Origin of the sequence: Leifsonia sp. T36S-04 (genome assembly GCF_042465655.1) — a bacterium.
Classification (GTDB): domain Bacteria; phylum Actinomycetota; class Actinomycetes; order Actinomycetales; family Microbacteriaceae; genus Leifsonia.
This window is the reverse complement of the sequence record NZ_CP146286.1, coordinates 2,333,146-2,358,882: the sequence shown is the minus strand read 5'-3', so window position 1 is coordinate 2,358,882 and position 25,737 is coordinate 2,333,146. Positions and strand designations below refer to the sequence as shown.

General features: G+C 70.5%; 28 protein-coding genes. 19 read left to right on the top strand and 9 right to left on the bottom strand.

All coding sequences use genetic code 11. The annotated features are described in order from the left end of the window. Nucleotides 1-16: 16 nt before the first annotated feature. Both P3F85_RS11510 and P3F85_RS11505 read left to right on the top strand, forming a co-directional pair. A complete protein-coding gene (locus tag P3F85_RS11510) occupies nt 17-790 on the top strand; it encodes an SDR family oxidoreductase (protein ID WP_374007629.1) in 774 nt (257 codons plus the stop codon). Between the two features lies 1 nt (nt 791). Beyond that, nucleotides 792-1,499 carry a potassium channel family protein gene (locus P3F85_RS11505; RefSeq protein ID WP_374007627.1) on the top strand — a complete coding sequence of 236 codons (708 nt, stop codon included), beginning with the start codon at nt 792-794 and terminating at the stop codon, nt 1,497-1,499. A 15-nt stretch (nt 1,500-1,514) separates the two neighbouring features. Here P3F85_RS11505 and P3F85_RS11500 read toward each other — a convergent pair whose 3' ends face one another. Next, nucleotides 1,515-2,306 carry a nucleotidyltransferase domain-containing protein gene (locus P3F85_RS11500; protein ID WP_374007626.1) on the bottom strand — a complete coding sequence of 264 codons (792 nt, stop codon included), beginning with the start codon at nt 2,304-2,306 and terminating at the stop codon, nt 1,515-1,517. A 2-nt stretch (nt 2,307-2,308) separates the two neighbouring features. Next, entirely contained in the window at nt 2,309-3,769 is a 1,461-nt protein-coding gene (locus tag P3F85_RS11495; protein ID WP_374007624.1) for an MFS transporter, read from the bottom strand. A 42-nt stretch (nt 3,770-3,811) separates the two neighbouring features. On the opposite strand from P3F85_RS11495, the gene P3F85_RS11490 reads away from it, so the two are divergent. The 6 genes from P3F85_RS11490 (at nt 3,812) to P3F85_RS11465 (ending at nt 7,624) form a co-directional block, all read left to right on the top strand. Continuing rightward, nucleotides 3,812-4,333, top strand: a complete 522-nt coding sequence (locus P3F85_RS11490; RefSeq protein WP_374007622.1) for a phosphoribosyltransferase — start codon at nt 3,812-3,814, stop codon at nt 4,331-4,333. A 7-nt stretch (nt 4,334-4,340) separates the two neighbouring features. Next, nucleotides 4,341-5,033 carry a uracil-DNA glycosylase gene (locus P3F85_RS11485; RefSeq protein WP_374007621.1) on the top strand — a complete coding sequence of 231 codons (693 nt, stop codon included), beginning with the start codon at nt 4,341-4,343 and terminating at the stop codon, nt 5,031-5,033. 53 nt (nt 5,034-5,086) lie between these two features. After that, nucleotides 5,087-5,665, top strand: a complete 579-nt coding sequence (locus P3F85_RS11480; protein ID WP_374007619.1) for an N-acetyltransferase family protein — start codon at nt 5,087-5,089, stop codon at nt 5,663-5,665. Between the two features lie 87 nt (nt 5,666-5,752). Further along, complete coding sequence (locus P3F85_RS11475; RefSeq protein ID WP_374007618.1) at nt 5,753-6,823, top strand: hypothetical protein; 1,071 nt, start codon at nt 5,753-5,755, stop codon at nt 6,821-6,823. 19 nt (nt 6,824-6,842) lie between these two features. Then, complete coding sequence (locus tag P3F85_RS11470) at nt 6,843-7,394, top strand: DUF2781 domain-containing protein (protein ID WP_374007616.1); 552 nt, start codon at nt 6,843-6,845, stop codon at nt 7,392-7,394. Further along, a complete protein-coding gene (locus P3F85_RS11465; protein WP_374007615.1) occupies nt 7,394-7,624 on the top strand; it encodes a hypothetical protein in 231 nt (76 codons plus the stop codon). Before P3F85_RS11470 ends, P3F85_RS11465 begins: the two co-directional genes overlap by 1 nt. On the opposite strand, the gene P3F85_RS11460 is transcribed toward P3F85_RS11465, so the two are convergent. The 4 genes from P3F85_RS11460 to P3F85_RS11445 form a co-directional block, all read right to left on the bottom strand. Further along, nucleotides 7,621-7,956 carry a multidrug efflux SMR transporter gene (locus tag P3F85_RS11460; protein WP_374007613.1) on the bottom strand — a complete coding sequence of 112 codons (336 nt, stop codon included), beginning with the start codon at nt 7,954-7,956 and terminating at the stop codon, nt 7,621-7,623. The two genes, P3F85_RS11465 and P3F85_RS11460, sit on opposite strands and share 4 nt — an antisense overlap. 211 nt (nt 7,957-8,167) lie before the next feature. Further along, a complete protein-coding gene (locus P3F85_RS11455; RefSeq protein ID WP_374007611.1) occupies nt 8,168-8,941 on the bottom strand; it encodes a hypothetical protein in 774 nt (257 codons plus the stop codon). Further along, entirely contained in the window at nt 8,938-9,849 is a 912-nt protein-coding gene (locus P3F85_RS11450) for an ABC transporter ATP-binding protein (protein WP_374007609.1), read from the bottom strand. The genes P3F85_RS11455 and P3F85_RS11450 overlap by 4 nt, the downstream gene beginning before the upstream one ends. Beyond that, nucleotides 9,846-10,226, bottom strand: a complete 381-nt coding sequence (locus P3F85_RS11445; RefSeq protein WP_374007607.1) for a GntR family transcriptional regulator — start codon at nt 10,224-10,226, stop codon at nt 9,846-9,848. The genes P3F85_RS11450 and P3F85_RS11445 overlap by 4 nt, the downstream gene beginning before the upstream one ends. A gap of 110 nt (nt 10,227-10,336) precedes the next feature. Between P3F85_RS11445 and P3F85_RS11440 the strand changes: the two genes are divergently transcribed. The 3 genes from P3F85_RS11440 to P3F85_RS11430 are packed head-to-tail and all read left to right on the top strand — an operon-like array spanning nt 10,337 to nt 14,345. Next, nucleotides 10,337-11,503: an alpha/beta hydrolase family protein gene (locus P3F85_RS11440; protein WP_374007605.1), complete on the top strand. Its 1,167-nt coding sequence runs from the start codon at nt 10,337-10,339 to the stop codon at nt 11,501-11,503. Between the two features lie 4 nt (nt 11,504-11,507). Then, entirely contained in the window at nt 11,508-12,935 is a 1,428-nt protein-coding gene (locus P3F85_RS11435) for an amidase (protein WP_374007604.1), read from the top strand. Between the two features lie 30 nt (nt 12,936-12,965). After that, nucleotides 12,966-14,345 carry an aspartate aminotransferase family protein gene (locus tag P3F85_RS11430; protein ID WP_374007602.1) on the top strand — a complete coding sequence of 460 codons (1,380 nt, stop codon included), beginning with the start codon at nt 12,966-12,968 and terminating at the stop codon, nt 14,343-14,345. Nucleotides 14,346-14,463: 118 nt separating this feature from the next. On the opposite strand, the gene P3F85_RS11425 is transcribed toward P3F85_RS11430, so the two are convergent. Together P3F85_RS11425 and P3F85_RS11420 are read right to left on the bottom strand one after the other, a co-directional pair. Beyond that, nucleotides 14,464-16,260 carry a gamma-glutamyltransferase family protein gene (locus P3F85_RS11425; protein ID WP_374007600.1) on the bottom strand — a complete coding sequence of 599 codons (1,797 nt, stop codon included), beginning with the start codon at nt 16,258-16,260 and terminating at the stop codon, nt 14,464-14,466. Between the two features lies 1 nt (nt 16,261). Beyond that, nucleotides 16,262-16,636 (bottom strand): DUF1844 domain-containing protein, encoded by a 375-nt coding sequence (locus P3F85_RS11420; protein ID WP_374007598.1) that lies wholly within the window; start codon nt 16,634-16,636, stop codon nt 16,262-16,264. Between the two features lie 278 nt (nt 16,637-16,914). Here P3F85_RS11420 and infC point away from each other — a divergent pair, with 278 nt between their 5' ends. The 3 genes from infC to rplT are packed head-to-tail and all read left to right on the top strand — an operon-like array spanning nt 16,915 to nt 18,187. After that, nucleotides 16,915-17,571 (top strand): translation initiation factor IF-3, encoded by a 657-nt coding sequence (gene infC / locus P3F85_RS11415; RefSeq protein WP_374010919.1) that lies wholly within the window; start codon nt 16,915-16,917, stop codon nt 17,569-17,571. After that, nucleotides 17,571-17,765 carry a 50S ribosomal protein L35 gene (rpmI, locus tag P3F85_RS11410; RefSeq protein WP_064111236.1) on the top strand — a complete coding sequence of 65 codons (195 nt, stop codon included), beginning with the start codon at nt 17,571-17,573 and terminating at the stop codon, nt 17,763-17,765. The genes infC and rpmI overlap by 1 nt, the downstream gene beginning before the upstream one ends. 29 nt (nt 17,766-17,794) lie before the next feature. Then, a complete protein-coding gene (gene rplT / locus P3F85_RS11405; RefSeq protein WP_374007596.1) occupies nt 17,795-18,187 on the top strand; it encodes a 50S ribosomal protein L20 in 393 nt (130 codons plus the stop codon). Between the two features lie 62 nt (nt 18,188-18,249). Here rplT and P3F85_RS11400 read toward each other — a convergent pair whose 3' ends face one another. Continuing rightward, nucleotides 18,250-18,594 (bottom strand): hypothetical protein, encoded by a 345-nt coding sequence (locus tag P3F85_RS11400; RefSeq protein WP_374007594.1) that lies wholly within the window; start codon nt 18,592-18,594, stop codon nt 18,250-18,252. Nucleotides 18,595-18,686: 92 nt separating this feature from the next. On the opposite strand from P3F85_RS11400, the gene P3F85_RS11395 reads away from it, so the two are divergent. From P3F85_RS11395 to argJ, 5 genes are all read left to right on the top strand, one after another. After that, nucleotides 18,687-19,487 carry a TrmH family RNA methyltransferase gene (locus P3F85_RS11395; RefSeq protein ID WP_374007593.1) on the top strand — a complete coding sequence of 267 codons (801 nt, stop codon included), beginning with the start codon at nt 18,687-18,689 and terminating at the stop codon, nt 19,485-19,487. An 87-nt stretch (nt 19,488-19,574) separates the two neighbouring features. After that, nucleotides 19,575-20,615 carry a phenylalanine--tRNA ligase subunit alpha gene (gene pheS / locus P3F85_RS11390; protein ID WP_374007591.1) on the top strand — a complete coding sequence of 347 codons (1,041 nt, stop codon included), beginning with the start codon at nt 19,575-19,577 and terminating at the stop codon, nt 20,613-20,615. Further along, nucleotides 20,615-23,155, top strand: a complete 2,541-nt coding sequence (gene pheT / locus P3F85_RS11385; RefSeq protein WP_374007589.1) for a phenylalanine--tRNA ligase subunit beta — start codon at nt 20,615-20,617, stop codon at nt 23,153-23,155. Before pheS ends, pheT begins: the two co-directional genes overlap by 1 nt. A gap of 344 nt (nt 23,156-23,499) precedes the next feature. Beyond that, complete coding sequence (gene argC, locus P3F85_RS11380; protein WP_374007588.1) at nt 23,500-24,582, top strand: N-acetyl-gamma-glutamyl-phosphate reductase; 1,083 nt, start codon at nt 23,500-23,502, stop codon at nt 24,580-24,582. Further along, complete coding sequence (argJ, locus tag P3F85_RS11375) at nt 24,579-25,733, top strand: bifunctional glutamate N-acetyltransferase/amino-acid acetyltransferase ArgJ (RefSeq protein WP_374007586.1); 1,155 nt, start codon at nt 24,579-24,581, stop codon at nt 25,731-25,733. The genes argC and argJ overlap by 4 nt, the downstream gene beginning before the upstream one ends. Nucleotides 25,734-25,737 lie beyond the last annotated feature (4 nt).

The window sequence follows — 25,737 nt, the reverse complement described above, 5'->3', positions numbered from 1 at the left end:
CCGGGAGAATGTGCGCATGAGCAGACGTGTTGTCGTGACGGGAGCGAGTTCGGGGATCGGGGCGGCCACGGTGCGTGCGTTCCGCGCGCAGGGCTGGGATGTGGTGGCCGTCGCGCGACGCGAGGACCGCCTCCGGGTGCTCGCCGACGAGACGGGCGCCACGTTCTTCGCCGCCGACCTGACCAGGCAGGAGGACGTGGATGCGCTGCGCGACCACCTGGCGCAGACCGGCGGCATCCACTCCCTGGTCAACAACGCGGGCGGAGCCAAGGGCCTCGATTCCGTCGAGAAGTCGAGCATCGAGGACTGGGCCTGGATGTACGAGATCAACGTGATCGGCACCAAGCGGGTCATCTCGGCGCTGCTGCCGTTGCTTCGGGAGGGGGCGCGCGCGACCGGGCACGCCGACATCCTGAACGTCACCTCGATCGCGGGGCTGACGGCGTATGCGGGCGGCGGCGGGTACAACGCGGCCAAGTTCGCGGAGCACGCGCTCACCGAGGTCCTCCGGCTGGAGCTCAACGGCGAACCCATCCGCGTCGTCGAGGTCGCGCCGGGGATGGTCGCGACCGAGGAGTTCTCGCTCGTGCGGTTCGGCGGCGACCGGGCGCGGCGCGACGCCGTCTACGAAGACGTCCCCGAGCCGCTGTCCGCGGAGGACGTCGCCGACACGATCGTCCACGCCCTCAGCCTGCCGAGGCACGTCGACCTCGACCTGATCGTCGTCAAACCGGTGGCGCAGGCCGCGCCGTACCGCCTGCACAAGGGCGAGCTGCGGGTCGGGGACTGACATGACCGACGAGGACGACGTCAAGCGACTGCGCTGGGAGCGGGCGTCCGCCTGGCCCGGGATCGCTGCCAGCGCGCTGTTCCTCATCGCATACTCGTGGAACATCCTGGATGAGTCGCAGTCGCCGGCGTTGAAGGTCGTGCTGCTGGTGATCCTCGTCGCGGTGTGGCTGTTCTTCCTCGTCGACTACGTGGTGCGGTGGCTCCTCGCCCGCCACAGGGCCGACTTCGTCCGGCACAATCTGATCGATCTCCTGTCGGTGTTCATCCCGATGGCGCGACCGTTCCGCCTGCTCACCGGACTGCGGCACCTTCCCGGGCTGCAGGGGAACAGCGGATCGCACCTGCGGCGCCGGATCGTCATCGTCGCGGCGAGCTTCATCGTCATGTTCATCTACGTGATCTCGCTCGCCGAGTTCCAGGCCGAGCGGTATGCCCACGGGTCGAACATCCGCTCCTTCGGGGATTCCGTCTGGTGGGCGTGCGTGACCATGGCAACGGTCGGATACGGCGACTACTACCCGGTGACGGTCCCGGGGCGCGTGCTCGCGGTTGTGCTCATGATCGGCGGCGTGGCGATCGTGGGAACCGCGAGCGCGACCATCGTCAACTACCTGAACGAGCGGACGCAGGCCGCGCGCCTCCACGACGCTCCGCGGAGCGACCGGGCGCAGGAGCACGTCCAGGACCGCGGGCACGACGGAGGCTGAGGGTCGCGCGCGCTCTCAGCCCTCCGCGACCGCCACGCACTTCCGCAGCAGCGTGAGGGCCTCGCGCCCGTCGCCCGCGGTGAACTCCTGCCGGTCGCCGGAGCGGTCGCGCACGACGCGCTCCAGCAGCTCCGCGTGCTCCGGCCAGCGCTCGGCGGCGAAGGCGGCCGCCGCCGTCTTGGAGAGCACATCCCCAGTCTCGATGGTGGCGACGAGGCGGATCGGTCCGAGCGCCACCCACCGGACGGTCTCCGGCCGGATCGGGCCGTCGTCCGGCCGGTCCGCCAGCTCCCGCTCCAGGCCGTCGCCGATCCGCTGCCAGTAGTCGAGCAGGTTGTCGCGCGAGAACGCGACGACGCCTTCGGCCGTCCTCGGATGGCGGTCCGCCGTCGGCGACCAGATCACGTCACCGCCGTCGACGATTCCCTGCACACCGGCCTCCAGCTCCCGCCAGGTGATCCAGCTCAGCTGGGCGCCCGCGAGCTCCGAGACCAGCACGCCCTCGACCACCTGCGGCGCTGTCTGCACGATGTCGGGGCCGCGGGCGATCTCCGCCTCGGTCAGGTAGACGCCGTCGATGTGCGGTTCGGACGAGGCGTGGAGTTCGGCGAGGGCGGGCAGGTCGTCGATCGGGTCGCGCGTGACGACGAAGACGACGTCGATGTCACTGAGGCCGGGATGCCAGTCCCCGGCGACGGCTGAACCGGTGACGACCGCGCGGCTCACCAGACCCGGGGCGATCCTGCGCTGCTCCAGGAGGAAGCTGGTTAGTGCTTCGGCGACGGCGGGTGGGAGTTGGTCGGACATGGTCACTCCAAAGCGGGTTCGGCGTCCGCGAACGCGAGTCGCGGGACGAAGAAGAGGAGCACTGCGGCGACGAGTGCGCCGAGGCCGCAGATGGTCCAGACGATCATGTAGCCGAAGAGGCTGGCGGCGGTCGCGGTCACGGTCGCGGCACCGGTGAGCAGCACGACGCCGAACACCGCTGATGCGAAGGATCCGCCCACCGTCTTGGTGGTGTTCGTCATCGCCGTTGCGACGCCGGTCTGCCCACGTGGGGCGGCGGCCGCCGCTGCGGCGGGGAGCGCCCCGACGAGCGCACCCGAGCCGATCCCGGCGATGGCCATGTTCACGAAGACCTGCCAGGTCTCCTGATGGAACGGGAGGAAGAGCAGGTAGCCGATCGCGACGAGGAACGACGCCCCGATGAGCGTCACCCGCGGAGAGAGCCGTGACGAGACGAGCGGGAACAGCAGGGCGCCCGCGATCATGGAGATCAGATAGGCGCCGATCAGGATGCTGCGCTGCCCGGCGGAGAGGCCGAGTCCGTAGCCGTTGGCCGGGTCGGTGCCCGCGTACGTGCTGAGCGGAGCCTGGGCGCCCAGGAGGCTGATCCCGATCAGCCCGGCGGTCAGCTGCACCGGCCACATGGCCGGCTGCCGCAGTACGCGCAGGTCGATCGCCGGGTCGGCCTGGCGCAGCTCCCAGCGTCCGAACGGGATGAACGCGAGGATCCCGAGCAGGATGAGCGCCCACACCCACCAGGTGCCGACGCCGTTCAGCCGCAGGAAGGTCAGGCCGGAGGTGATCAGCAGGAGGCCGAGCGCCAGGAGTGAGAAACCGATCCCGTCGAGGGTCCGGCCGCGCACCGGTTCGGATTCCGGGACGCCGAACAGGATCGCGAAGAAGACGAGGGTCACCGCGACGGCCGGCACCATGAGGGTGAGGGTGACGTTGCCGCCGAGCGCCTCGAACAGCAGACCGGCCCCGATCGCTCCGACGATGGCGCCGGTTTCCAGCGCGACCACGAGCAGACCGGCGGCACGCCGGGTGCGGGAGGCGGCCGTGCCGGTCCGCCGGCCGCGGTCGAAGATCAGGGCGATCTCGAGCGGCAGCCAGACGACGTAGAACCCCTGGAGGGCGAACGCCAGCAGGTAGCTGACGAAGTCGCCCGAGAATGCGAGCGCCCAGCTGGCCAGCGCGGTCAGCACGGTGGCGGCCAGCAGGATGCGCTTGTGCCCGAACATGTCGCCGAGCTTCGCGAGCACGGGCACGACCAGCGCGGAGACCAGCAGCTGGGCGGCTTCGAACCAGTTGTAGTCGGCGTCGTGGATGCCCAGATGCCGCACGATGTCGGAGATGAGCGGTACGTAGTATCCCTGCAGGATTCCGCTGGTCAACTCCACGAGCGCGAGCCAGCCGATGAGGGCGGCAGTCGCGCCGATGGCGACCGTCGCCCGGCGCTGGGTCGACGTCTTCTCCGAGGTCATGCGCGGATGCTAACACTCGCGCGGCCCCGGTACGGTAGAGCAATGGCCAGCGAACTCGACGATTCCGGAGCAGACGTCCTTCAGGAGAAGGAGCGGGAAGTCCTGGGATGGCTCGAGTTCGGTGAAGCATCGCGTCACCTGGCCGGCGAGGTCGTCGAATCCGGCTTCGAACCGGACATGGTCGTCGCCATCGCCCGCGGCGGCCTGCTGCTGGCCGGTGCCATCTCCTACGCCCTCGGCATCAAAGCCTGCGGCGCCCTCAACGTGGAGTTCTACACCGGCGTCGACTCGCGCCTCCCGGAGCCGGTCATCCTCCCTCCCATGCTCGACTCGTCGGCGCTGGAGGCGAAGCGGGTGCTGCTCGTAGACGACGTCTCCGACTCCGGCCGGACGCTCGCGATGGTCGTCGACCTGATCTCCGCGTCGGGCGCCGACGTCCGCACCGTCTGCCTCTACTCGAAGCCCCGCACGGTGCTGGAGCCCGACTTCGTGTGGCGCCGCACCGACCGGTGGATCACCTTCCCCTGGTCGGCGCTCCCGCCCGTGACGGCCGCCACCCACTGATCGGGCCGTGGCCAAGACGCTCGCGGAGCTCGCCGCCGAGGGGTCGCTCGACCCGGGGTGGGCGCACGCCCTCGAACCCGTGGCCGACCGGATCGCCGACATGGGCGACTTCCTGCGCGGCGAGGTGGCCGCGGGCCACCACTATCTGCCCGCCGGGGCCGCCGTGCTGCGTGCGTTCCGGGCGCCGCTCGCCGACGTCCGCGTCCTCATCGTCGGCCAGGACCCGTATCCGACGCCCGGGCACCCGATCGGCCTGTCGTTCGCGGTGGAGCGGCACGTCCGCCCGCTGCCCCGGAGCCTGCAGAACATCTACCGCGAGCTGCACGACGACCTGGGGCTGACGCCGCCGCCGCACGGCGATCTGAGCGCGTGGTCGGGCAACGGCGTCATGCTGCTGAACCGGGTCCTCACGGTGCGCCCCGGGGAACCGGGCTCGCATCGCGGGAAGGGCTGGGAGGCGGTGACCGAGCACGCCATCCGCTCGCTCGTCGAGCGGGGCCGGCCGTTCGTGTCGATCCTGTGGGGGAGGGACGCATCCACGCTGAAGCCGCTGCTCGACGGCAACCCGGTGATCGAGTCGGCCCACCCGAGTCCGCTGTCCGCCTCACGCGGGTTCTTCGGCTCGAAGCCGTTCTCCCGCGCCAACGCGCTGCTCGCGGACGTGGGTGAGAAGCCCGTCGATTGGGAGCTCCAGCCGTAACGTCGCCGCAATACGCGCGACGTAGGCTGAGACTGTTCGTGAGGAGGTCGGGCGTGCTCGAAGAGGAATACCAGCAGCGCCGCGTTCTGCCGCGCCATCTGCGCAAGCCGGAGCCCGCGGAGGCCCCCTTCGAGTACTCCCTGCGCGAAGCGCGTCCCGAAGACCTGCCGCACATCCGCGAGATCTACAACCACTACGTCGCCAACAGCACCGTCACCTTCGATGAGGACGCGATGACGCTGCGCGAGTGGAAGAGCAAGTACGCGTACCTCAAAAAGCTCGGGATGCCGTTCATCGTCGCCGAGTCGCCGGCCGGTCAGATCCTGGGCTACGCGCTCGTGCAGCCGTGGAAGCAGAAGCGGGCCTACCGCTTCACGGTGGAGAACTCGATCTACCTGGGCGCCGCCTCCACGGGCAAGGGTCTCGGCCCTGTCCTGATGCAGGAGCTGATCGACCGCTCGAAGGCCGCCGGCCTCAAGGAGATCATCGCGGTCATCGCCGACAAGGGCGCCGAGGCGTCCATCAAGATGCACGAGAACTTCGGCTTCACCGAGATCGGGCGGATGGGCCGCGTCGGCTACAAGTTCGACCGCTGGCTCGGCACGGTACTGATGCAGAAATCGCTGAAGTAACGCTTCGGCAACGCCGCGCATTGCGGGCACGAGCATCCACTAGCGTTCTCCTGAGCGCCGCTTCACGGCGCATGCCCAAGGGGGAATATGAAGAGCATCCGGGCCTGCGGCATAGCCGCGCTGACCGTCGTCGCCGCGTTGCTGGCGGGGTGCTCTGCCCCCGCACCGGCAGAGACCGCGTCGTCGAGTCACAGCGCCTCGCCGACGCCGACGCCGACTCCGACGGCCGCACCTGCTCCGACCGCCCGGGTGCCGCTGACGTGCGATCAGCTCGTGCCCCCGGCGGTCGTGGCCGCCGCGTTCCGTGCACCTGTGACCCCGGTCACGACCGAGACGTCGCTCAACCCGGCGTCCTACGCCGACGAGCGGGCGGGCGCGCTGCGGTGCTCGTGGGGCGAGGGCGACCCGGCCCAGTCGGCCGCGGAGAAGCAGCTCTACGGCTGGGTGACCGTCGTGCCCGGCGTCACCCGCGAGGGTTTCGAGGACTTCCGGACGGGTATCGACGTCGGCGGTTTCGACGAGCCACTCGGCACCGAGCCGGACACGTACTCCATGTGCCCGCAGAACGCCTACCAGCTCTGCGGTTTCTTTGCGCTGACCCCCGAATACGCCGTCCAGGCAGGCATCTGGGACTACGGCGCGGCGACGCACGAGACGCAGTCGTCCTGGGTCGAGGCGGTGTCTGCCGCGGCACTGCCCGCGGTGCGCGCCCTTCACGCGCCGGTGCCGCTCTGGCAGCCTGCCGGGCCTACGCTGCGCGGAGCGCAGGACTGCGACGGCCTGATCACGGAGGCTGACATCGGGAGCGTGATCGGGCAGGAGGTGTCCCCGGTCCGCGCCGACGGGGGCGAAAACGCGCTGTCGACCCTGGGGATCAACCGCGTCGTCCATTCGTACTGGTGCGCGTGGTCGACGCAGAATTCCTCCGGTGTCTCCGCCGCGGTCCTTCCGGGCGGAGCGGTGTACGCGCTGCAGACGCGACCCCCCGGCGCGGTCGATGTGACGGGCGTCGGCGACTCCGCCTACCGCAGCGGGACCACGCTGAATGTGATCGCGTCGGGCGGCTGGGTTCAGGTGCAGGGCGACAGCGCGATCACCGAGGAGCAGGTGACCGCGATTGCGAAACAGGTGCTCGTCAACGTCGGCTACACCGGCTGACCGGCGCTAGGCTGCCCGCGTGACCACCGAGAGCCCCGGAACCGGAACCGGCCACATCGCCGCACCCCCGGCGACGCCGCCGAACCTGCCGCTGCGCAAGCGTCCCGTCGACATCTTCTTCATCGTGATGTTCTCGCTGTTCATCGTCACCTGCATCATCAGCGACGCCATCCCGACCCTGGGGATCCTGCAGACCGCGACTACGACCAACATCCTGGCGCAGTGGAACTACACGTACTCGTCGCAGTACGACCCGCTCTACATGCAGGAGCCGCTCTGGCTGCGGTTCATCACGGGGACGAGCGCGTTCGTGTACCTGCCGTTCTACGTGCTGCTCGTGATCTGCCTGGTCAAGGGATACAACTGGATCCAGCTGTTCGCGGTGATCTACGCCACCATGATCATCAGCCTCACGGCCATCCCGATCTTCGGCGTCGAGTTCTTCGGGCCGGTCGGGCAGCGCACCCCCAACCCGGTCGTCTTCCTGCTGTACAACGGGCCGTACGTGCTCGTCCCGCTGCTGCTGCTCATCCGCATGCGGAAGCCGCTGCCGTTCACGAGGAGATTCTGATGCCGCTGCTGGAAGACCTGACCGTGTACGAGGACGGCGACCGCTTCGACGTCTATGACCACTCGTTCCCGGACGAGGATGCCGCGATCGGCCGCGGGCGGCTGCTCGGCTCGGTCACCGTCACGCCGGAGGGCGAGTACGTGCCGACGGGGGAGGGCGCGCGGTACGACTACATCCCTCCCGCCCGCACGCTCGACGAAGCGCTCGCCGCGTTCGTCGGTTCCGCCTAGGCGGGGTGGCGCGCGCCGAGCTCCAGCAGCCCTACGCCGCCGATCACCAGCACCAGGCCCGCGATCTGCACCCACGTGAGCGACTCCTTGAAGAACACCCAGGAGATGATCGCGATCGCCGCGACGCCGACGGCCGACCAGATCGCGTAGGCGATCCCGAGCGGAACGCCCCGGCCCAGAGCCAGGGACAGCGCGAAGAACGACGCGACGTAGCCGACGACGACGATGACGAACGCCCACCACTTCGCGTTCTCGCCCGCGGTGAACTTCAGGAACGTCGTCGCGACGACCTCGGTCGCGATGGCGACCGCGAGATACAGATAGCCGAGCACGGAACACACGCTAGCGAACGACCGGGTGGGGTGTCCGCTAGGACCTGGCTATGAGTTCACCACGCGTTCGGTTCGATGTCGTCGGTCCGCCCTAGCCTGAGGGCGACGACATCGTCGGCCGGCGCGGCATCCGCTCCGGTCGAGTGAGGCCGATGGCATTAAACCGTGGCCGGGAGCGACGCTCCCGGCCACGTCCATGCCCGCGCCCGGTTCAGCTTCGCGGCGTCGCCCGGCTGAGCGCGAGGTAGGCAGCCACCGCGGCGAACGCGGTCGGGAGCAGCAGCCACGCGGTCACGCCGACCGGCCCACTTGCCGCGAACCACTCGCCGACAGCACCCCAGCTCTGCGTGAAGGTGATGAGGGCGATGGCGCCGACCAGCACGAGCGCCAGCCCGGCGCCGGCCACCAGGATGCCGTTCATCCGCCAGCGCATGAACAGCGACGCCGAGAACGCGCCGACGGCGAAGAAGAACAGCATCGCTCCGAAGACGACGAACAGCCGCTCGGCGAGGTTCGCGCCGCCGAAGTACACCGAGGTGAACAGGTGACCGCCGAGCCCCCATCCGTTCGTCCACTCCTCGACGCCCGACAGGACGGTGAACCCGAGCGCGTAGCCCGCGCCGAGCAGCAGGAAGGTGAGCCCCGATCCGAGTGCGAAGTCTCGCCGGGTGGCGCTGTACCCGAGGGCGAACGGGAATGTGGCCGAGATCACCTGGATGGCGACCACCAGCATGTAGACGAAGATGTAGAACGCTCCACCGCTCCACTGCGTTCCGTCCATCGCGTCCGCCCGGTCGGCCGGTGCGGTGGCGGCCCAGATGATCCACCAGATCAGCCAGTTCACGAGCCAGATGAAGCCCATGATCATGGCCGGGATCCAGATGACGGTCCATTTGTTGACCAGGTTGAGGCGGACGACGCGCCAGATGCGCTGCCCCGCTGCGGGTGGCGCGACGAGGGCGGGTGCGGGATGTGTTGCGGTCATGCGCTCTGCTCGATTCCTGTCTCGCGGATGTCGGTCTTGCGGACGATGAGCTGCTGGAGCGACACCGGTGCGAGCTCGAGGCCCGCCGCAGCGGCCTCCGCCCGGTCGGACGGGCTCAGGCCGCTGACGGTGACGGACGCGAGTCCGCCGAGACCGTCGCGATGCAGCACCTCGCGATGGTGGACGAACGCGTCGACGGTAGCCCGCTGACCGACCACTGTGGTGGCCGACGTGCGAAGCGTCTCGGCGTCCTCGTCCATGAGGATGCGGCCCTGGTCGATCACGATCACCTGCTCCAGCAGGTTCGCGACTTCGTCGATCAGGTGGGTGGAGAGCACGACCGTGCGGGGGTGCTCGGCGAAGTCCTCCAGCAGCCGGTCGTAGAACAGCTGCCGGGCGACCGCATCGAGCCCGAGGTAAGGCTCGTCGAAGAAGGTGAGCGGTGCGCGGGAGGCCAGACCGACGATCACGCCGACGGCCGAGAGCTGGCCGCGGGAGAGCTTCTTGATGCGCCGGTCGAGCGGCACCCGGAACTCCTCGATGAGCTGATCGGCGAAGTCCGCGTCCCAGTTCTCGAAGAACCAGGGTGCGCTCCGGAACACGTGCTTCGGCTGGAAGTCCTCCGGATAGCGCTGGCTCTCCTTGATGAAGCAGATATTCTGCAGCACGCGGGCGTTCTCGGTCGGGCGTTCGCCGAAGACCCGGATCTCGCCTTCGGTCGGGAAGTCCTGCCCGGTGATGAGTTGCATCAGAGTGGTCTTGCCCGCACCATTGCGGCCGAGCAGGCCGTGGATACGTCCGGGAGCGATGGTGACCGAGACGTCGTCGATCGCGGTGAACTGCCCGAACCGCTTGGTGAGGCCGGCCACCTGGACGGCAGGGCCGGGGAAGGCGAGGGTGGCGCTCATGCGCTCACTCCTTTCGTCGGTGACGGCGCGGCCGTCTGGATCATGCGGGTCAGCTGGTCGGGGTCGATGCCGAGCTTGGCGGCCTCGGCGAGGAGGGGACGGAGGAACTCGTCCGGGAACGCCTCCCGCCGCTTGGCGATGAGCCGCTCGCGCGCTCCTTCTGTGACGAACATCCCGATCCCCCGCCTTTTGTAGAGGATCCCCTCGTCGACGAGGAGACCCATGCCTTTGCCCGCCGTCGCGGGGTTGATCCGGTGGAACGCCGCGAACTCGTTCGTCGACGGCACCTGGGTCTCGGCGGGGTAGACCCCGTCGATGATGTCGTCTTCGATCTGTTCGGCGATCTGGACGAAGATCGGCTTGCCTTCGTCGATCATCCGAGCTTCACCGGTTCATTACTCATGTAACTAACCAACCAGGTCAAACCCGTTGTTGTCAAGAGTGGATTTCCGCGTCACGATCCGTGGAGAACGAGCGTCCTAGAGGTATGGGATTGTTTCTCGGTGTCGTCACGGTGCTGGCGGTCGTGGCCGTCGGTGCAGCCGTGGCAGCGCGCAGGATCGGCCACCAGCTGGCGCGCAGGGTCGTGCTGCCGCGGTCGCGCGCGGCCACGCGCATCCATGCGGCCACGGAGACGAGCGTGACCCTCGACGCCGACCGGCGGACGCTGCACCGCGGCCAGTTCGGCCTCTGGTTCGGGTCGCACGGCCACGCGGTCGTCGGCCACGCTCGCGCGCACGACCGATCGGCCGGCACGGTGACCCGTGAGCTCCTGCACGTGAGCGGTGACTTGGCAGCAGCCGACGCGGGTTACTGGACGGGCAACCTCCACCCCGATCCCGCGTCGCTGCGACGACATCACACCGAGGTGCTCATCGACGTGCCCGGTGGGCGCGCGCCCGCCTGGCGGATTCGGCCGGAACGACCGTCGGCCGCGAGCACGTGGGCCATCCACATCCACGGCTGGAGCACCACCCGCGTGACAGCACTCCGCTCGGTTCCGGCGGCGGACGCGCTCGGCATGACGTCGCTCGTCGTCTCGTACCGCGGAGACGGCGAGGGACCAGCGGTTCCAGGTGGCATATCCACCCTGGGGATGCGGGAGTGGGAGGACGTGGATGCCGCGGTCGGCTACGCGCTCGCGCACGGCGCCCAGCGGGTCGTGCTGGTCGGCTGGTCGCTCGGGGGAGCCATCGCGCTGCAGTTGACCGAGCGCAGTGCGCATCGCGCAGCCATCGACCGGCTGGTGCTGATCGGTCCGGTGACCGACTGGCGCGCGGTGATCCGCAACGGTGCGAGCGAGCGGTGCCTGCCCGCGTGGACGGCGGAGCTGGCGATCCGGGCGCTGGCCCGCCCGGAGGCGAGCGCCCGGCTCGGGCTGCCGGAGCCGATCGACTTCGACCGGCTGGACTGGGCGAGACCGGGGCGCCTGACGGTTCCCGCGCTGGTGATCCACTCCGACGGCGACCGGGAGGTCCCGCTCTCGTCGTCGGTGCTGTTCGCGATGGCGAACCCGCGGATGGTGCGGCTGGTCGAGCTCTCGCCGGCCGACCACTGCTGGGAGTACAACGTCGATCCCGCGGCGTTCAACCGGGCGGTGATCGAGTTCCTCGATCCGGACCGGCACGTCCACCGATCCGCTCGGCTAGCCTGACAGCATGGCCGACCTCCACGAGCTCACGGCGCTCGAACTCTGGCAGGAGCTGCAGACGGGGCGTGTGTCGCCGCGCGAGCTCGCCGCGCACTACCTCGACCGGATCGAACGGCTGAACCCTCAGCTCGGCGCGTTCGTCACGGTCACTCGTGACGAGGCACTCCGTCGCGCGGACGAGGTCGCCGAGCGCGTCCCCAGGACCGCACCGTTGTGGGGTCTCCCGTCCGGCGACAAAGACCTGTGGATGCGCGCGGGCGTGCCGACCGGGTTCGGGTCCCGGTCCATGGCCGGCTTCGTGCCGGAGGAGAGCGACGAGATCGTCGAGACCCTCGATGCCGCCGGCGCGGTCAGCCTCGGCAAGACGAACGCGCCCGAGTTCGGCCTCCCCGCATATACGGAGTCCCTCGCCGCGCCGCCGGCGCGCAACCCGTGGAACCCGGAGCTCGGCGCGGGCGGCTCCAGCGGGGGAGCGGCGGTCGCCGTCGCGAGCGGGATGCTGCCCTTCGCGCCCGGCTCGGACGGCGGCGGATCCGTGCGCATCCCGGCGGCGGCCTGCGGTCTCGTCGGTCTCAAGCCCTCGCGAGGCCTGGTCCCCGCGGGCAGCGGGATCGCCTCGCTGGCCGGTCTCGTCGTCGACGGTCCCCTCGCGCGCACCACGGCCGATGCGGCGCTGCTGCTCGACGGCATGATCGCGAAGCGCAACGGACAGATCGACCACCACTACACGTTGCGCGCGCCGTACGACGACGACGGGCCCTTCCTCGGGACCGCCGTCCGGGGAGAGGGCCGGTTCCAGCTGGGGGTGATGACGACCTCCGCCTGGGACGGCGCCTACGACATCGCCATCGCCCCGGAGGCGGCCGAGGCGCTGGCCGCCGCCGTCGACGCCTTCGCGTCGATGGGCCACGGCCTCGAGGAGACGGCGCTCGAGCCCGACGATACGTATGCGCCCGCGTTCCGGACGATCTGGCAGGCGGGCGCCGCACGCATCCCGGCGGAAGGCGAGGCGCTCGCGCTGCTCGAGCCCCTCACGGCCTGGCTGGTGGAGCGCGGCCGCTCCCTGAGCGCACGCGAGCTGAGCGAGGCGCTGTCGCTGCTCACCGCCTACGAGCGGTCGTTCATCCGTCAACTCTCGTCCTTCGACGCCGTGCTGACGCCCGCGATGGCGCTGACCCCGCGGCCGGTGGGCTGGTACGACCAGGAGGACGGGGAGCGCAACTTCGCGCAGCAGGTGCAGTACACACCGTTCACCTCGATGCTCAACGTCACCGGTCTCCCGGCGATCGTGCTGCCGGTCTCGCAGACCGCGGAGGGTCTGCCCATGGGCGTCCAGCTGATCGGCCGGCCGGGAGGCGAGCGGACGCTGCTCTCGCTGGCCACCCAGCTGGAGCGGCGCATCCGCTGGCAGGAGCGCCGCCCGCCGGTCTGGTGACGGGCGCCGGCCCGGCGCTACCATGCGCCTGTGAGCGATCGCGAGGCATACGGTCCCGCGCTCGACGAGGCCGTCGCACTCGCCGGGCGCTGGCTCGCAGGAACGCGCGAGGGGCGCATCCCGCCCACGGCCGGTGTCGAACAGGTGAAGGACGCGCTCGGGCGCGAGCTTCCTGATCGCGGCCCGGACGCGCCCGAGGTGCTACGGACCATGGCCGAAGCGATCGAGCCCGGACTCATGCGCATCGGTTCGCCCCGCTTCCACGGCTGGGTGATGGGCGGCGTGCACCCGGTGTCGCTCGGAGCGGACTGGCTGGTCTCCGCCTGGGACCAGAATGCCGGGCTGCGAACGGTCACTCCCGGTGTGGTGGCCGCCGAAGAGCTCGCGGGCGAGTGGATGCTCGACCTGCTCGGGCTGCCCCGAACGGCCGAGGTCGGGTTCGTCACCGGCGCGACCGTTGCCACCCTCGTCGGCCTGGTCGCCGCGCGCGACGAGGTACTCCGCCAGGCAGGATGGGACCCGCAGGAGCGGGGCATCGCCGGGGGCCCGCCGATCCGGTTCCTCGTCGGCGCGGAGCGGCACGGTTCGGTGGACAGTTCCGGACTGGTGGCCGGACTCGGGCGTCCCCGCGCGGTCGACGTCGACGATCAGGGACGCATGCTGCCCGAAGCGCTACGCGACGCGCTCGCCGAGGGGAGCGGACCGGCCATCGTCGCCCTGCAGGCGGGCAACATCCACTCGGGCGCGTTCGACCCGCTAGACCGGCTCATCCCGATCGCCCACGAGGCCGGCGCGTGGGCGCACGTGGACGGCGCCTTCGGGTTGTGGGCGGCAGCCGCCCCGGGGCTCCGCCATTTGACCTCCGGGCTCGAGGAGGCCGACTCCTGGGCGACCGACGCGCACAAGACGCTCAGCGTTCCGTACGACGCGGGGATCGCCGTGGTCGCCCGCCCCAACGCGCTCCACCGTGCGGTCGCTCAGCACGCCGCGTACCTGGCGTCGTCGGACGATGTCGCCGATCCGGCCGACCGCGTCCTGGAGCTGTCCCGCCGCGCCCGCGGGGTGCCGGTCTACGCGACGCTGGCGCAGCTCGGGCGGCGGGGCGTGGCCGACCTCGTGCAGCAGCTCGCCGACGCGGCGACCACGATCGCGGAGGGCATCCGTGGGATCCCCGGCGCCCGGGTTCTCAACGAGGTCGTCTACACGCAGGTCTGCGCCTCCTTCGGCAGCGACGAGCGCACGCGCGCGGTCGGGCAGGCGCTGCTGGCGGACGGCACCGCGCTGGCGTCCCCGTCGGAGTGGCACGGCCAGGCCGTGCTCCGGTTCTCGGTGAGCAACTGGCTCTCCGACGCCGCCGAGGCGGCCCGGACCGTCGAGGCCGTGCGCCGCGCGGCCGCAGCGTCCGCCTGAGCCGCCCCGCCCGCGCCCCGCCCGCGTGTGCTGTCGCGTGTACCGTGTGCTGCTGCTCGCGCCGCCGCACACGTCACGCAACGCCGCAGAAACAGGGGCCGCGTCACGCAGCCGCGGCTCAGCGACCGGCGGCGTAGCCCTGCATGCCGCGCGGGTTGGCCGCGGCGCTCAGGATGCCCCTCTCGGGATCCCGTCCGACCGACGAGAGGCGGCCGAGCGTCCAGTCCCCGGCGCGGGTGATGCGGTGGCCGCGCGCCTCGAGGCCCGCGATGACCTCGTCGCCGAGCCGGGACTCCACCACCGCGCCCGCGGGCACCCAGGTGCGCGGCCAGAACGACTCCGCGATCGACGTCGTGTGCAGCGCGGGCGCGTCGATCGCCTGCTGCGGCGTGTAGCCGCCGACGATCGTGCGCAGCAGGTAGAGCAGCTGCCACTGGTCCTGCTGGTCGCCGCCGGGCGAGCCGAGCGCCGTCACCGGCACGCCGTCGCGCAGGACGAGGGTCGGGGTGAGGGTCGTCCGCGGGCGCTTGCCGGGCGTGAGCGTGGCGGCGGATCCCTCCTCCAGCCAGGTCATCTGCAGCCGTGATCCGAGGCAGAAGCCGAGCTCCGGGATGGTCGGCGACGACTGCAGCCAGCCACCGGACGGCGTGGCCGAGACGATGTTCCCCCAACGGTCGACCACGTCGATGTGGCAGGTGTCGCCGCGCGTCTCACCGGTCCGCGACACGGTCGGCTCGCCGGCCCCCTCGACCACGACGCCCGACGGCGGGGCGTACTCGGTGCGGAGCGGCGGGAGGAACGGGTCGACGCCCGGGACGCTGCCCGGCCGGAACTCGGCCGACGCGCGCTCGCCGATCTGTGACCGGCGCTCGGCGGCGTACCCGGGGGAGAGCAACGTCTCGAGGGGGACGCGGGCGTCGCCGAAGTAGGCGTCCCTGTCGGCGTAGGCCAGCTTCTGCGCCTCCAGGACGGTGTGGGCGCCCAGCTCTGTGGAGGGGTCGAGGTGGAGGTCGTCGAAGCCATCGAGGATCGCGAGCGTCTCCAGCAGGGCCGGGCCCTGCCCCCACCCGCCGGTCTTCGCGATGGTGTGGCCGCGGAACTCCATCGTCACCGCGTCCTCGACCTGGGCCCGATAGGCGGCGAAGTCATGCTCGGCGATCACTCCTGCATGATCGCGCCCGTCCGAGTGCCGATGCGGAACGCGCACGAAGGCGGCGGCCGCCTGCGCGACCGTCCCCGTGGCCCACTCCGTCCGGGCGGCCTCGATGCGTTCCTCACGCGAGCCCGACGCGGACCCGGCATCGATCAGGCCGCGCAGCACGCGGGCGTACGCCGGGTCGGTGATCAGCTCGCCGGGCTCCGGGATGCGTCCGCCGGGCATCCACCGCTCGGCCGACGTCGACCAGTGCTCGGTGAAGAGCGGTGCGACCGCGCGGATCGTCGCGCACACCCGCTCCAGCACCGGATGGCCGTTCTCGGCGTAGTCGATCGCGAAGGCGAGCACATCGGCGAGTTCCCACGTGCCGTGCTCCTGCAGGAGCAGCAGCCACGCGTCGACCGCGCCGGGCACCGCCGCCGCGAGGGCGCCGGCGCCGGGGACCAGCTCCAGTCCCTCCGCCAGATAGTGCTCGCGCGTGGCTCCCGCGGGCGCGGGGCCCTGGCCGGAGAGGACCACCGGGGTGGGATCGTCCGCCGTCGCGAACAGCGCGACGAGGTCACCGCCCGGACCGTTGAGGTGCGGCTCGACGATATGAAGGACGAACGCGCCGGCCGCCGCGGCGTCGAACGCGTTACCGCCGCGCTCGAGCACCGCCTGGGCGGAGGCGGTTGCCAGCCAGTGCGTGGATGCGGTCATCCCGAAGCGGCCCTGAAGCGTCGGCCGGGTGGTGAACGCCGGCGGAGGGGTGAACGTCACGTCAGCTGACGGGTCCGGTGTACTTCTCGCCCGGTCCCTTGCCGATCTCGTCCGGGATCGCGGACGCCTCGCGGAAGGCCAGCTGCAGGGAGCGGAGGCCGTCGCGAAGGCTACGCGCGTGCTGGTCGCCGACGTGCTGCGCGCTGGCGGTGACGAGGCCGGCGAGGGCGTCGATGAGTTTGCGCGCCTCATCCAGATCGGTCTGGTGCTCCGGGTCGTCCGCGAGGCCGCACTTGACGGCTGCCGCGCTCATCAGGTGGACGGCGGTGGTGGTGATCACCTCGACCGCGGGGACCTCGGCGATGTCGCGGGTGGCGCCCGCGACGTCCTGGAAGCCGTCGGTGGAGTCGTCGAAGGTGAAGGATGTGTCGCTCACTGCATTCCTCTGTTAGAATCGTCCGGGCTCCGGGACATCTGTCCCGGTACGAAAGTGGAGATTCCTCCCACCCGCGTTGACCGTTTTATAGGTTACCGGGTCATTGCACTCCGCCACCGCGTGCGAACGCGAGGGTAGACAGGGTGCGGTACCAGGCCTGTGGTAGATGTCCCTCCGGGGACGCGACCACAGGTCGGCTGGTGCGTGGAACCTCCTCTTTCGCCGGACCGTCACCGACAGTCCGTGGCCGAAGCATCGCTTGATCAGAGGAGACAGACATCAGCGATCCCCGTACGAATGACCGTATCCGCGTCCCCGAAGTTCGACTCGTCGGCCCCAGCGGAGAGCAGGTCGGTGTCGTCAAGATCGAGGTCGCACTGCGACTCGCGCAGGAGGCCGACCTCGACCTGGTCGAAGTAGCACCCAACTCCAAGCCGCCTGTCGCGAAGATCATGGACTACGGCAAGTTCAAGTACGAGGCTGCGCAGAAGGCCAAGGAGGCCCGGCGCAACCAGGCGAACACCATCCTCAAAGAGGTGCGGTTCCGCCTCAAGATCGACAAGCACGACTACGAGACCAAGCGCAAGCGCGCCGAAGGCTTCCTGAAGGCCGGCGACAAGGTGAAGGCCATGATCCTCTTCCGAGGCCGCGAGCAGTCGCGCCCGGACCAGGGTGTGCGCCTCCTGCAGCGCTTCGCGGAGGACGTCGCCGAGCTCGGCACGGTCGAGTCCAACCCCACGATCGACGGGCGCAACATGGTGATGATCATCAGCCCGATGAAGAACAAGGCCGAGGCAAAGCAAGAGGCCAACGCAGTACGTGCCGCCTCCAAGGCGCGCGCCCAGGGGCGCGACCAGGAGCCGGTTGCTGACGCAGTGGATGCTGCTCAGTCCGAAGAGAGTTCGCCCGCCCAGGCGACGAACGAGGAGAAGTAATGCCCAAGCAGAAGACCCACTCCGGCGCCAAGAAGCGCTTCAAGATCACCGGCAGCGGCAAGGTCATGAAGCAGCAGTCCGGCATGCGCCACAACCTTGAGGTCAAGTCCAGCAGCCGCAAGCGTCGGCTGAACGCCGAGCAGGTCGTGCCCGAGGTGGATGCCAAGGTCATCCGCCGCATGCTCGGCAAGTAATCCCCCCGACGTAGTTAAGGAATCGACTAATGGCAAGAGTGAAGAGGGCCGTCAACGCCCACAAGAAGCGTCGGGTCATCCTCGAGCGCGCCGAGGGCTACCGCGGTCAGCGGTCGCGCCTCTACCGCAAGGCGAAGGAGCAGGTCACCCACTCCCTCGTCTACGCGTACCGTGACCGCCGCCAGAAGAAGGGCGACTTCCGCCGCCTCTGGATCCAGCGGATCAACGCCGCAGCCCGCGCCAACGGCCTCACCTACAACCGCTTCATCCAGGGCCTGGGCCTGGCGGGCGTTGAGGTGGACCGTCGCATCCTCGCCGACCTGGCCATCACCGAGCCCGCGACCTTCGCGGCCCTCGTCGAGACCGCCAAGAAGGCTCTTCCGGCCGACACCTCGGCTCCGAAGGCGAACGCCGCCGCGTAACGCACACGCACGAAGGGCCCGGTCGACTCACGTCGGCCGGGCCCTTCGGCGTCCCCGGGGCGTCAGTCGTCGGAGCCGTGGCCGCCCGAGCCGTGGTCGTCGGAGCCGTGGTCTTCGGCGCCGTGGCCGCCCGAACCGTGGTCGTCGCCGACGTCGTGGGTGGCGGGGTCGTCGACGCCGTGGTCGTCGCCGACGTCGTGGGTGGCGGGGTTGTCCACGCCGTGGTCGTCGCCGACGTCGTGGGTGGCGGGGTCGTCTGTTCCGCGGTCGTCCGTCGGCGCCGCCGGGGCCGGGGTCACGGTCTGCACCACCGCCGGCCTGTCGTCCCTCCCGTCGCCTGTCGCGGCGACCGCCGCCGCCGTCCCGAGCCCGAGTGCGACCGCCGCGCCGCCCCCGATCAGTGCCATTCCCGCGAGTCTTCTCATCGTTCAGCCTCCATCTGGTTGTCCTTAACACGAGACGGACGGCTGTTTGGATCAATGGCCCATATGCTGGTGCCATGCTGGACAACCCGCGCTCACCGCGCGTCAGGGCCGTTGCCAAGCTTGCCAAGCGTTCCGCCCGCGCTGAGACGGGGCTGTTCCTTCTCGAAGGGCCGCAGGCCGTGGCCGAGGCCATCGCCTTCCGGCCCGAGCTCCTCGTCGACCTGTTCGCGACGCCGACCGCGCTGGAGCGGTATCCGGAGATCGGCCGCGCAGCGGACGACGTCGACCTCGAGGTCGAGTTCGTCTCCGAGCAGGTCCTGGATGCGATGGCCGACACCGTCACTCCGCAGGGTTTCGTGGCGGTCGCCCGTCAGTTCCCCACCTCGATCCGGGACATCCTCACCGGCGATCCGAAGCTCGTCGCGATTCTGGAGGAGGTGCGCGACCCCGGCAATGCGGGGACCATCATCCGCGCCGCCGACTCGGCCGGCGCCGACGCCGTCGTACTGACCGGCCGGACCGTCGACCTGTACAACCCGAAGGTGGTCCGCTCGACGACCGGGTCCCTGTTCCACGTCCCCGTGGCCGTCGGCGCGGATCTGGCGGATGTGATCGGCCGCGCCCATTCGGCCGGCCTCCAGGTGCTGGCGGCCGACATCAAGGGCGAGGACCTTCTCGCGGCTCGCCGTGACGGCGAGCTCGCGCGGCCGACGGCCTGGGTCTTCGGAAACGAAGCTCACGGTCTGGCCGACGAGCTGCTGGAGCTGGTGGACCGCGTGGTCACGGTGCCGATCTACGGCCGGGCCGAGTCGATGAATCTCGCCACGGCCGCCTCGGTCTGCCTCTACGAATCGGCGTTCGCGCAGCGCACCTGACACCGGTCATCCACAGTCATTCGGGGCTCTCCACAGACTCGATCGAAGTCCGGGAGGCGACGTGAGCGCCGACTAGACTGGGTGACCGTGTCAGATACCACGGAGATCACCGAATCCGCCGTCGAGGCGGCGGTCGGCGCGGCCCTTGCCGCGATCGACGCCGCGAACGACTCGGCGTCCTTGAAGACGGTGCGCCACGACCACACGGCAGAGGGCTCGCCGCTCGCACGACTCAATGCGAGCATCCGCTCCCTCCCCGGCGACCAGAAGGCCGCCGCGGGCAAGCTGGTCGGTGGCGCACGCGCACGTGTGGCCCAGACATTCACCGCCAAAGAGGCCGAGATCGCTCGGGCGGAAGAGGCGGCCCAGCTCGCCGCCGAGACCGTCGACGTGACGGCGCTGCCCTCCCGTTGGACGCCCGGTGCCCGCCACCCGCTGAGCCTGCTCCAGGAGCGCATCGCCGACGTCTTCGTCGGCATGGGCTGGGAGGTCGCAGAGGGCCCGGAGCTCGAGAGCGAGTGGTACAACTTCGACGCGCTGAACTTCGACGCCGACCACCCCGCGCGGGCGATGCAGGACACGTTCTTCGTCGAGCCGACGGACGCCCACCTCGTGATGCGTACGCACACCTCGCCGGTGCAGCTGCGCGCCCTGCTCGGCGACGACCTCCCCGTGTACCGCATCGCGCCCGGCCGGGTGTACCGCACCGATGAGTTCGACGCGACCCACCTGCCGGTCTTCACGCAGACCGAGGGCATCGCGGTCGACAAGGGCCTCACCATGGCGCACCTGCGCGGCACCCTCGATCACTTCGTCAAGTCGCTGTTCGGCGAGGAGGCACGTGTGCGCCTCCGCCCCAACTACTTCCCGTTCACCGAGCCCAGTGCCGAGCTCGACCTGTGGCACCCGACCTTCGCGGGCGGTGCGCGGTGGATCGAGTGGGGCGGCTGCGGGATGGTGAACCCCAACGTGCTGCGGTCGGCGGGCATCGACCCCGATGTCTACTCGGGCTTCGCGTTCGGGATGGGCGTGGAGCGAGCGCTGATGTTCCGCAACGACGTCAAAGACATGCGTGACATGGCCGAGGGCGATGTCCGGTTCTCTCAGCAGTTCGGAATGGTGGTCTGATGCGCGTCCCCCTGAGTTGGCTCGGCGAGTTCGTCGACCTGGAGCCCGGAACGACGCCCGAGGAGGTGCACGCCGCCCTCGTGTCGGTCGGACTCGAAGAGGAGGAGATCCACACCTTCGAGCTGTCCGGTCCCATCGTGGTCGGCCAGGTGCTGGAGTTCGTGGAGGAGCCGCAGACCAACGGCAAGACCATCCGCTGGTGCCAGGTGCGCGTCGCGCCCGAGGGTCAGTCCGCGGCCGACGGCGGCGCCGACGTGCGCGGCATCGTCTGCGGCGCCCGCAACTTCTTCGAGGGCGACAAGGTCGTCGTCACGCTGCCGGGTGCGGTGCTGCCCGGTCCGTTCCCCATCGCCGCGCGCAAGACCTACGGCCACGTCTCCGACGGCATGATCGCGTCGGCGCGAGAGCTCGGTCTGGGCGACGAGCACGACGGCATCCTGCGACTCAGCACGCTCGGTCTCGACCCGGAGGTCGGTACCGACGCCGTGGCACTGCTGGGCCTCGACGACGCCGCCGTCGAGGTGAACGTCACCCCCGACCGCGGCTATGCCTTCTCGATCCGCGGCATCGCCCGTGAGTACTCGCACGCGACGGGCGCAGCATTCCGCGATCCGGCGGATGCGGTGCCGGTCAGCGTCGATCACGCGAGTGGCTTCAGCGTCGCGATCGACGACGCCGCGCCGATCCGCGGCCGCGTCGGGGCGAGCGTGTTCGTCACCCGTGTCGTGCGCGACGTCGAAGGCAGCCGCCCGACGCCGCCGTGGATGATCGCCCGGCTCACGCTTGCCGGCATCCGCTCGATCTCGCTCATCGTCGACATCACCAACTACGTGATGCTCGAACTGGGCCAGCCGATCCACGGCTACGACCTCGACAAGCTCACCGGCGGCATCATCGTGCGGCGTGCGACGGCGGGGGAGAAGCTGGTCACGCTCGACGACCAGACCCGCACCCTCGACGCGGAAGACCTCGTCATCACCGACGGTTCCGGTGCGATCGGTCTCGCCGGCGTCATGGGTGGCGCCTCCACCGAGATCGGCCCGGACACGCGCAACGTCCTCATCGAAGCCGCGAACTTCGATCCGGTGTCGATCGCGCGCACCGCCCGCCGCCACAAGCTGCCGAGCGAGGCGTCCAAGCGCTTCGAGCGCGGAGTTGACCCGAAGGTCGCGGTCGCTGCGGCGGGACGCGTCGTTCAGCTGCTCGAGCAGCTCGCGGGCGGGACGGCTGACGATCTCGGGTCGCTGCTCGACGACTCCGAGACCGCCGACGCGATCCGCCTCCCGGACGGCTACCTGGCCGCGCTCATCGGCGTCGAATTCACCGACGACGAGATCCGTGGCGCTCTCGCCGAGATCGGCGGCGGAGTGACCGAGACCGATGGCGCCCTGCTCGTGGCGCCCCCGACCTGGCGACCCGATCTGCGCGACAAGTCCGACCTGGCGGAGGAAGTGGCCCGCATCGTCGGGTACGACCGCATCCCGTCCGTCCTTCCCGTCGCGCCTCCGGGCCGTGGCCTGACCCGCGAACAGCGACTCCGTCGTGCCGTCGCCCAGACGCTCGCCGACAACGGCGGAACCGAGGTGCTGGCGTTCCCGTTCGTGAGCGCCGCGCAGAACGACCTGTTCGGATCCGCCGAACCGGTCGGTCACGTACCCGCGGTCCGGCTGGCCAACCCCCTCGACGCGACCGCTCCCTACCTGCGCACCTCGTTGCTGCCCGGCTTGCTCGAGGTGGCGAAGCGCAACCTCGCGCGCGGTCTCGTCGACCTGCGCGTGTACGAGCTGGGCACCGTGTTCCGGCCGTCCGACGGCTCCATCGGCAGCGAGACGCTGCCGCCCGGGGCCGCGCTGCCCGGAGCCGAGGTGCTCGCCGGGCTGAACGCGGGCATCCCGGCGCAGCCACGGCGCCTCGCCGGCGTCGTCGTGGGCGATGCCGTCGACAAGCAGCCCGGGATGCCCGCAGTGCCCGCCGGACTCATCGACGCGCTCGACATGGTCCGCCAGACCGCAGCCGCCGTCGGTGTGACCGTCGACCTCGTGCAGTCCTCGCACCAGGCGCTCCACCCGGGCCGCACGGCCCAGCTGGTGGCGGTCGCCGCCGACGGCGCTCGGGTGCCCGTGGGCCACGCCGGCGAGCTGCTGCCGGCTCTCGCACACGAGCTCGACCTGCCCCGCGTCGTCGCGGTGTTCGAACTCGACCTCGACGCGCTCATGGCGGTGGCGCCGGCGGACACCATCGCGGGCGTGATCGCCGGATTCCCGGCGGCGACACAGGACCTCTCGCTGGTGGTCCCGTCCGAGGTGCCCGCGGGCGACGTGCTCGGTGCGGTCCGCGAGGGTGCCGGAACACTGCTGGAAGACATCCGGCTCGTGGACGACTACCGCGGCGCCGGCCTCCCGGAGGGGCGCAAGAGCCTCACGTTCGCGCTGCGGTTCCGTGCCGTCGACCGCACGCTCACTGCCGCCGAGGCGAGCGAGGCCAAACTGGCCGGGTCCGCCCGCGCCGCCGAGCTCTACGGCGCGGCCATCCGCGAGTAAGGCGGGCGCCTCCCTCCCGTCACCGGTGTGAATGCCGGCGTTCGTAACCTGCGCCGCTGCGCGACCCCCAGCGCTCGTTACGAACGGCGGCGTTCGTCGTCCCGGGTGAAGGCGCACAGCACCGATGGCCGGATTTGGTGACGGGCGGGGAGGGAGCGCTAGGGTTGTCCCATGCTTTCCGTCCGGTGCACCGCTTCGACGCGTGCGGCATTCGCCGCCCGCGCTCTGCGCCGACGCCTGCGCGACCGCCGAAGCTAGGCGGCGTTCCGGGCGGTCCTGTGCGGATCGACGTGGGGCGTCGCCGTCGCCGAGACTCACGTCGTCCACACGAAAAGGAAAGAAGCATGACTTTCTCGGTCGCCGTCGCAGGCGCCTCCGGATACGCGGGTGGTGAGCTGCTGCGCATCCTCGCCGGTCACCCGGATTTCGAGATCCGCACAGTCACCGCGCACCAGAACGCCGGGCACCCGCTGATCGCCCACCAGCCGCACCTCCGCTCGCTCGCCCACCTGACGCTCCAGGAGACGTCGGCCGCCAACCTGGCGGGTCACGATGTGGTGTTCCTGGCGCTCCCGCATGGAGCGTCGGGCGAAATCGCCGCGCAGCTGCCCGACGAGACGATCGTGGTCGACTGCGGAGCCGACCACCGGCTGGAGGATCCGGCCGACTGGGCGGCCTTCTACGGCGGCGAGCACTTCGGCGCCTGGGCGTACGGCGTGCCCGAGCTCCCGCTGGTGACGCCCGCGACGCCCGGCACCGCGGCCGTCGCCGCGGACGCCGCGAAGCAGCGCACCAACCTCGTCGGCGCCCGGCGCATCGCCGCACCTGGCTGCAACGCCAGCGCTGTCTCGCTGGCTCTCGCCCCCGGCATCGCCGCCGGCCTGATCGAGGACCGGGACATCGTCGCTGTGCTCGCCGTCGGCCCGTCGGGCGCAGGCAAGTCGCTGAAGACGATGTACCTGGCGAGCGAGATCCTCGGCTCGGCCAACCCGTACGGGGTGGGAGGGACGCACCGCCACATCCCCGAGATCCAGCAGAACCTCCGCAAATCGGGCGCGACCGCGCCGACCGTCTCGTTCACGCCCGTGCTCGTGCCGATGTCGCGCGGCATCCTCGCCACGTCGACCGCACGGGTGAAGCCCGGCGTGACGGCCGAGCAGGTGCAGGCGGTCTGGGAGGCCGCGTACGCCGGCGAACCGTTCGTTCAGGTTCTCCCGGCGGGGACCCTCCCGCGCACCTCCGATGTCCTGGGGGCGAACACCGTGCTGATCGGCGTCGCGCTCGACGAGGCCGCCGGACGCGTGGTGACCGTGCTCGCCCTCGACAACCTGTACAAGGGGACGGCCGGAGCCGCCATCCAGTCCGTGAACATCGCTCTCGGTCTCGACGAGACCGCGGGCCTGACCGTGAACGGGGTCGCACCGTGAGTGTCACAGCCGCATCCGGATTCTCCGCCGCGGGCGTCGTCGCCGGACTCAAGTCGAGCGGCAAGCGCGACCTCGCGCTCGTGCAGAACCGTGGCCCGCTGAACGCCGCGGCCGCCGTGTTCACGACCAATCGCTGCAAGGCGAATCCCGTGCTGTGGAGCGAGCAGGTGATCCAGGACGGCGTCGTGTCGGCCATCGTCCTGAACTCCGGCGGCGCCAACTGCTACACGGGCGCCCAGGGGTTCCAGACCACCCACGCGACGGCGGAGGCCGTGGCCGGGAAGCTGGGCATCTCCGCCGGCGACGTGCTGGTCTGCTCCACGGGTCTCATCGGCGAGCAGCTGCCCCTCGACAAGCTGCTCGCGGGCGTCTCGGTCGCGTCCGGCGCGCTCGCGTCCGATGCGGGCCTCGGCGCCGCGGAGGCGATCATGACCACCGACACCCGGCCCAAGCAGGCCGAGTACCGGTCCCCGGACGGCTGGACCGTCGGCGGCATGGCGAAGGGCGCCGGGATGCTGGCGCCCGGGCTCGCGACCATGCTCGTCGTCCTCACCACCGACGCGGTCCTCGACTCGGGGCAGTTGGATCGGGCCCTGCGCTCGGCCACGCGTGTCACCTTCGACCGGCTCGACTCCGACGGCTGCATGTCGACGAACGACACGGTCGCGTTGCTCGGATCCGGCGCGAGCGGCGTGGCACCGGACGAAGCGGAGTTCGCACGCGCCCTGACCGCGCTCTGCCGTGACCTCGCCGAGCAGCTGCAGGCGGACGCCGAGGGCGCCTCGCACGACGTGGCGATCGAGGTCGTGAACGCGCGAACGGAGGATGACGCGGTGACCGTTGCGCGAGCGGTCTCGCGCAGCAATCTCTTCAAGGCGGCCATCTTCGGAAACGACCCCAACTGGGGCCGCGTGCTCGCCGCGGCCGGCACCACCGACGCCGAGTTCGATCCGTACGGCATCGACGTTGCGATCAACGGCGTCCAGGTGTGCACGGCGGGCGAGCCCGACCGGCCCCGGGAGCTGGTGGATCTGACGCCGCGCAAGGCGCACATCCTGATCGACCTGCACGCGGGCGACGAGACGGCGACCATCCTGACCAACGATCTCACCCACGACTACGTGCACGAGAACAGCGCGTACGCGAGCTGATGGG

Excerpts from the sequence above, each read along its gene's own strand:
- pheT (WP_374007589.1), top strand. The coding sequence starts at position 20,615 with ATGCGCGTCCCCCTGAGTTGGCTCGGCGAGTTCGTCGACCTGGAGCCC.
- P3F85_RS11435 (WP_374007604.1), top strand. The coding sequence starts at position 11,508 with ATGGCCGACCTCCACGAGCTCACGGCGCTCGAACTCTGGCAGGAGCTG.
- P3F85_RS11445 (WP_374007607.1), bottom strand. The coding sequence starts at position 10,226 with ATGATCGACGAAGGCAAGCCGATCTTCGTCCAGATCGCCGAACAGATC.
- P3F85_RS11505 (WP_374007627.1), top strand. The coding sequence starts at position 792 with ATGACCGACGAGGACGACGTCAAGCGACTGCGCTGGGAGCGGGCGTCC.
- P3F85_RS11450 (WP_374007609.1), bottom strand. The coding sequence starts at position 9,849 with ATGAGCGCCACCCTCGCCTTCCCCGGCCCTGCCGTCCAGGTGGCCGGC.
- P3F85_RS11395 (WP_374007593.1), top strand. The coding sequence starts at position 18,687 with ATGCTGGACAACCCGCGCTCACCGCGCGTCAGGGCCGTTGCCAAGCTT.
- P3F85_RS11475 (WP_374007618.1), top strand. The coding sequence starts at position 5,753 with ATGAAGAGCATCCGGGCCTGCGGCATAGCCGCGCTGACCGTCGTCGCC.
- P3F85_RS11510 (WP_374007629.1), top strand. The coding sequence starts at position 17 with ATGAGCAGACGTGTTGTCGTGACGGGAGCGAGTTCGGGGATCGGGGCG.
- P3F85_RS11495 (WP_374007624.1), bottom strand. The coding sequence starts at position 3,769 with ATGACCTCGGAGAAGACGTCGACCCAGCGCCGGGCGACGGTCGCCATC.
- rplT (WP_374007596.1), top strand. The coding sequence starts at position 17,795 with ATGGCAAGAGTGAAGAGGGCCGTCAACGCCCACAAGAAGCGTCGGGTC.
- P3F85_RS11490 (WP_374007622.1), top strand. The coding sequence starts at position 3,812 with ATGGCCAGCGAACTCGACGATTCCGGAGCAGACGTCCTTCAGGAGAAG.
- P3F85_RS11455 (WP_374007611.1), bottom strand. The coding sequence starts at position 8,941 with ATGACCGCAACACATCCCGCACCCGCCCTCGTCGCGCCACCCGCAGCG.
- P3F85_RS11400 (WP_374007594.1), bottom strand. The coding sequence starts at position 18,594 with ATGGCACTGATCGGGGGCGGCGCGGCGGTCGCACTCGGGCTCGGGACG.
- P3F85_RS11465 (WP_374007615.1), top strand. The coding sequence starts at position 7,394 with ATGCCGCTGCTGGAAGACCTGACCGTGTACGAGGACGGCGACCGCTTC.
- P3F85_RS11500 (WP_374007626.1), bottom strand. The coding sequence starts at position 2,306 with ATGTCCGACCAACTCCCACCCGCCGTCGCCGAAGCACTAACCAGCTTC.
- P3F85_RS11440 (WP_374007605.1), top strand. The coding sequence starts at position 10,337 with ATGGGATTGTTTCTCGGTGTCGTCACGGTGCTGGCGGTCGTGGCCGTC.
- rpmI (WP_064111236.1), top strand. The coding sequence starts at position 17,571 with ATGCCCAAGCAGAAGACCCACTCCGGCGCCAAGAAGCGCTTCAAGATC.
- argC (WP_374007588.1), top strand. The coding sequence starts at position 23,500 with ATGACTTTCTCGGTCGCCGTCGCAGGCGCCTCCGGATACGCGGGTGGT.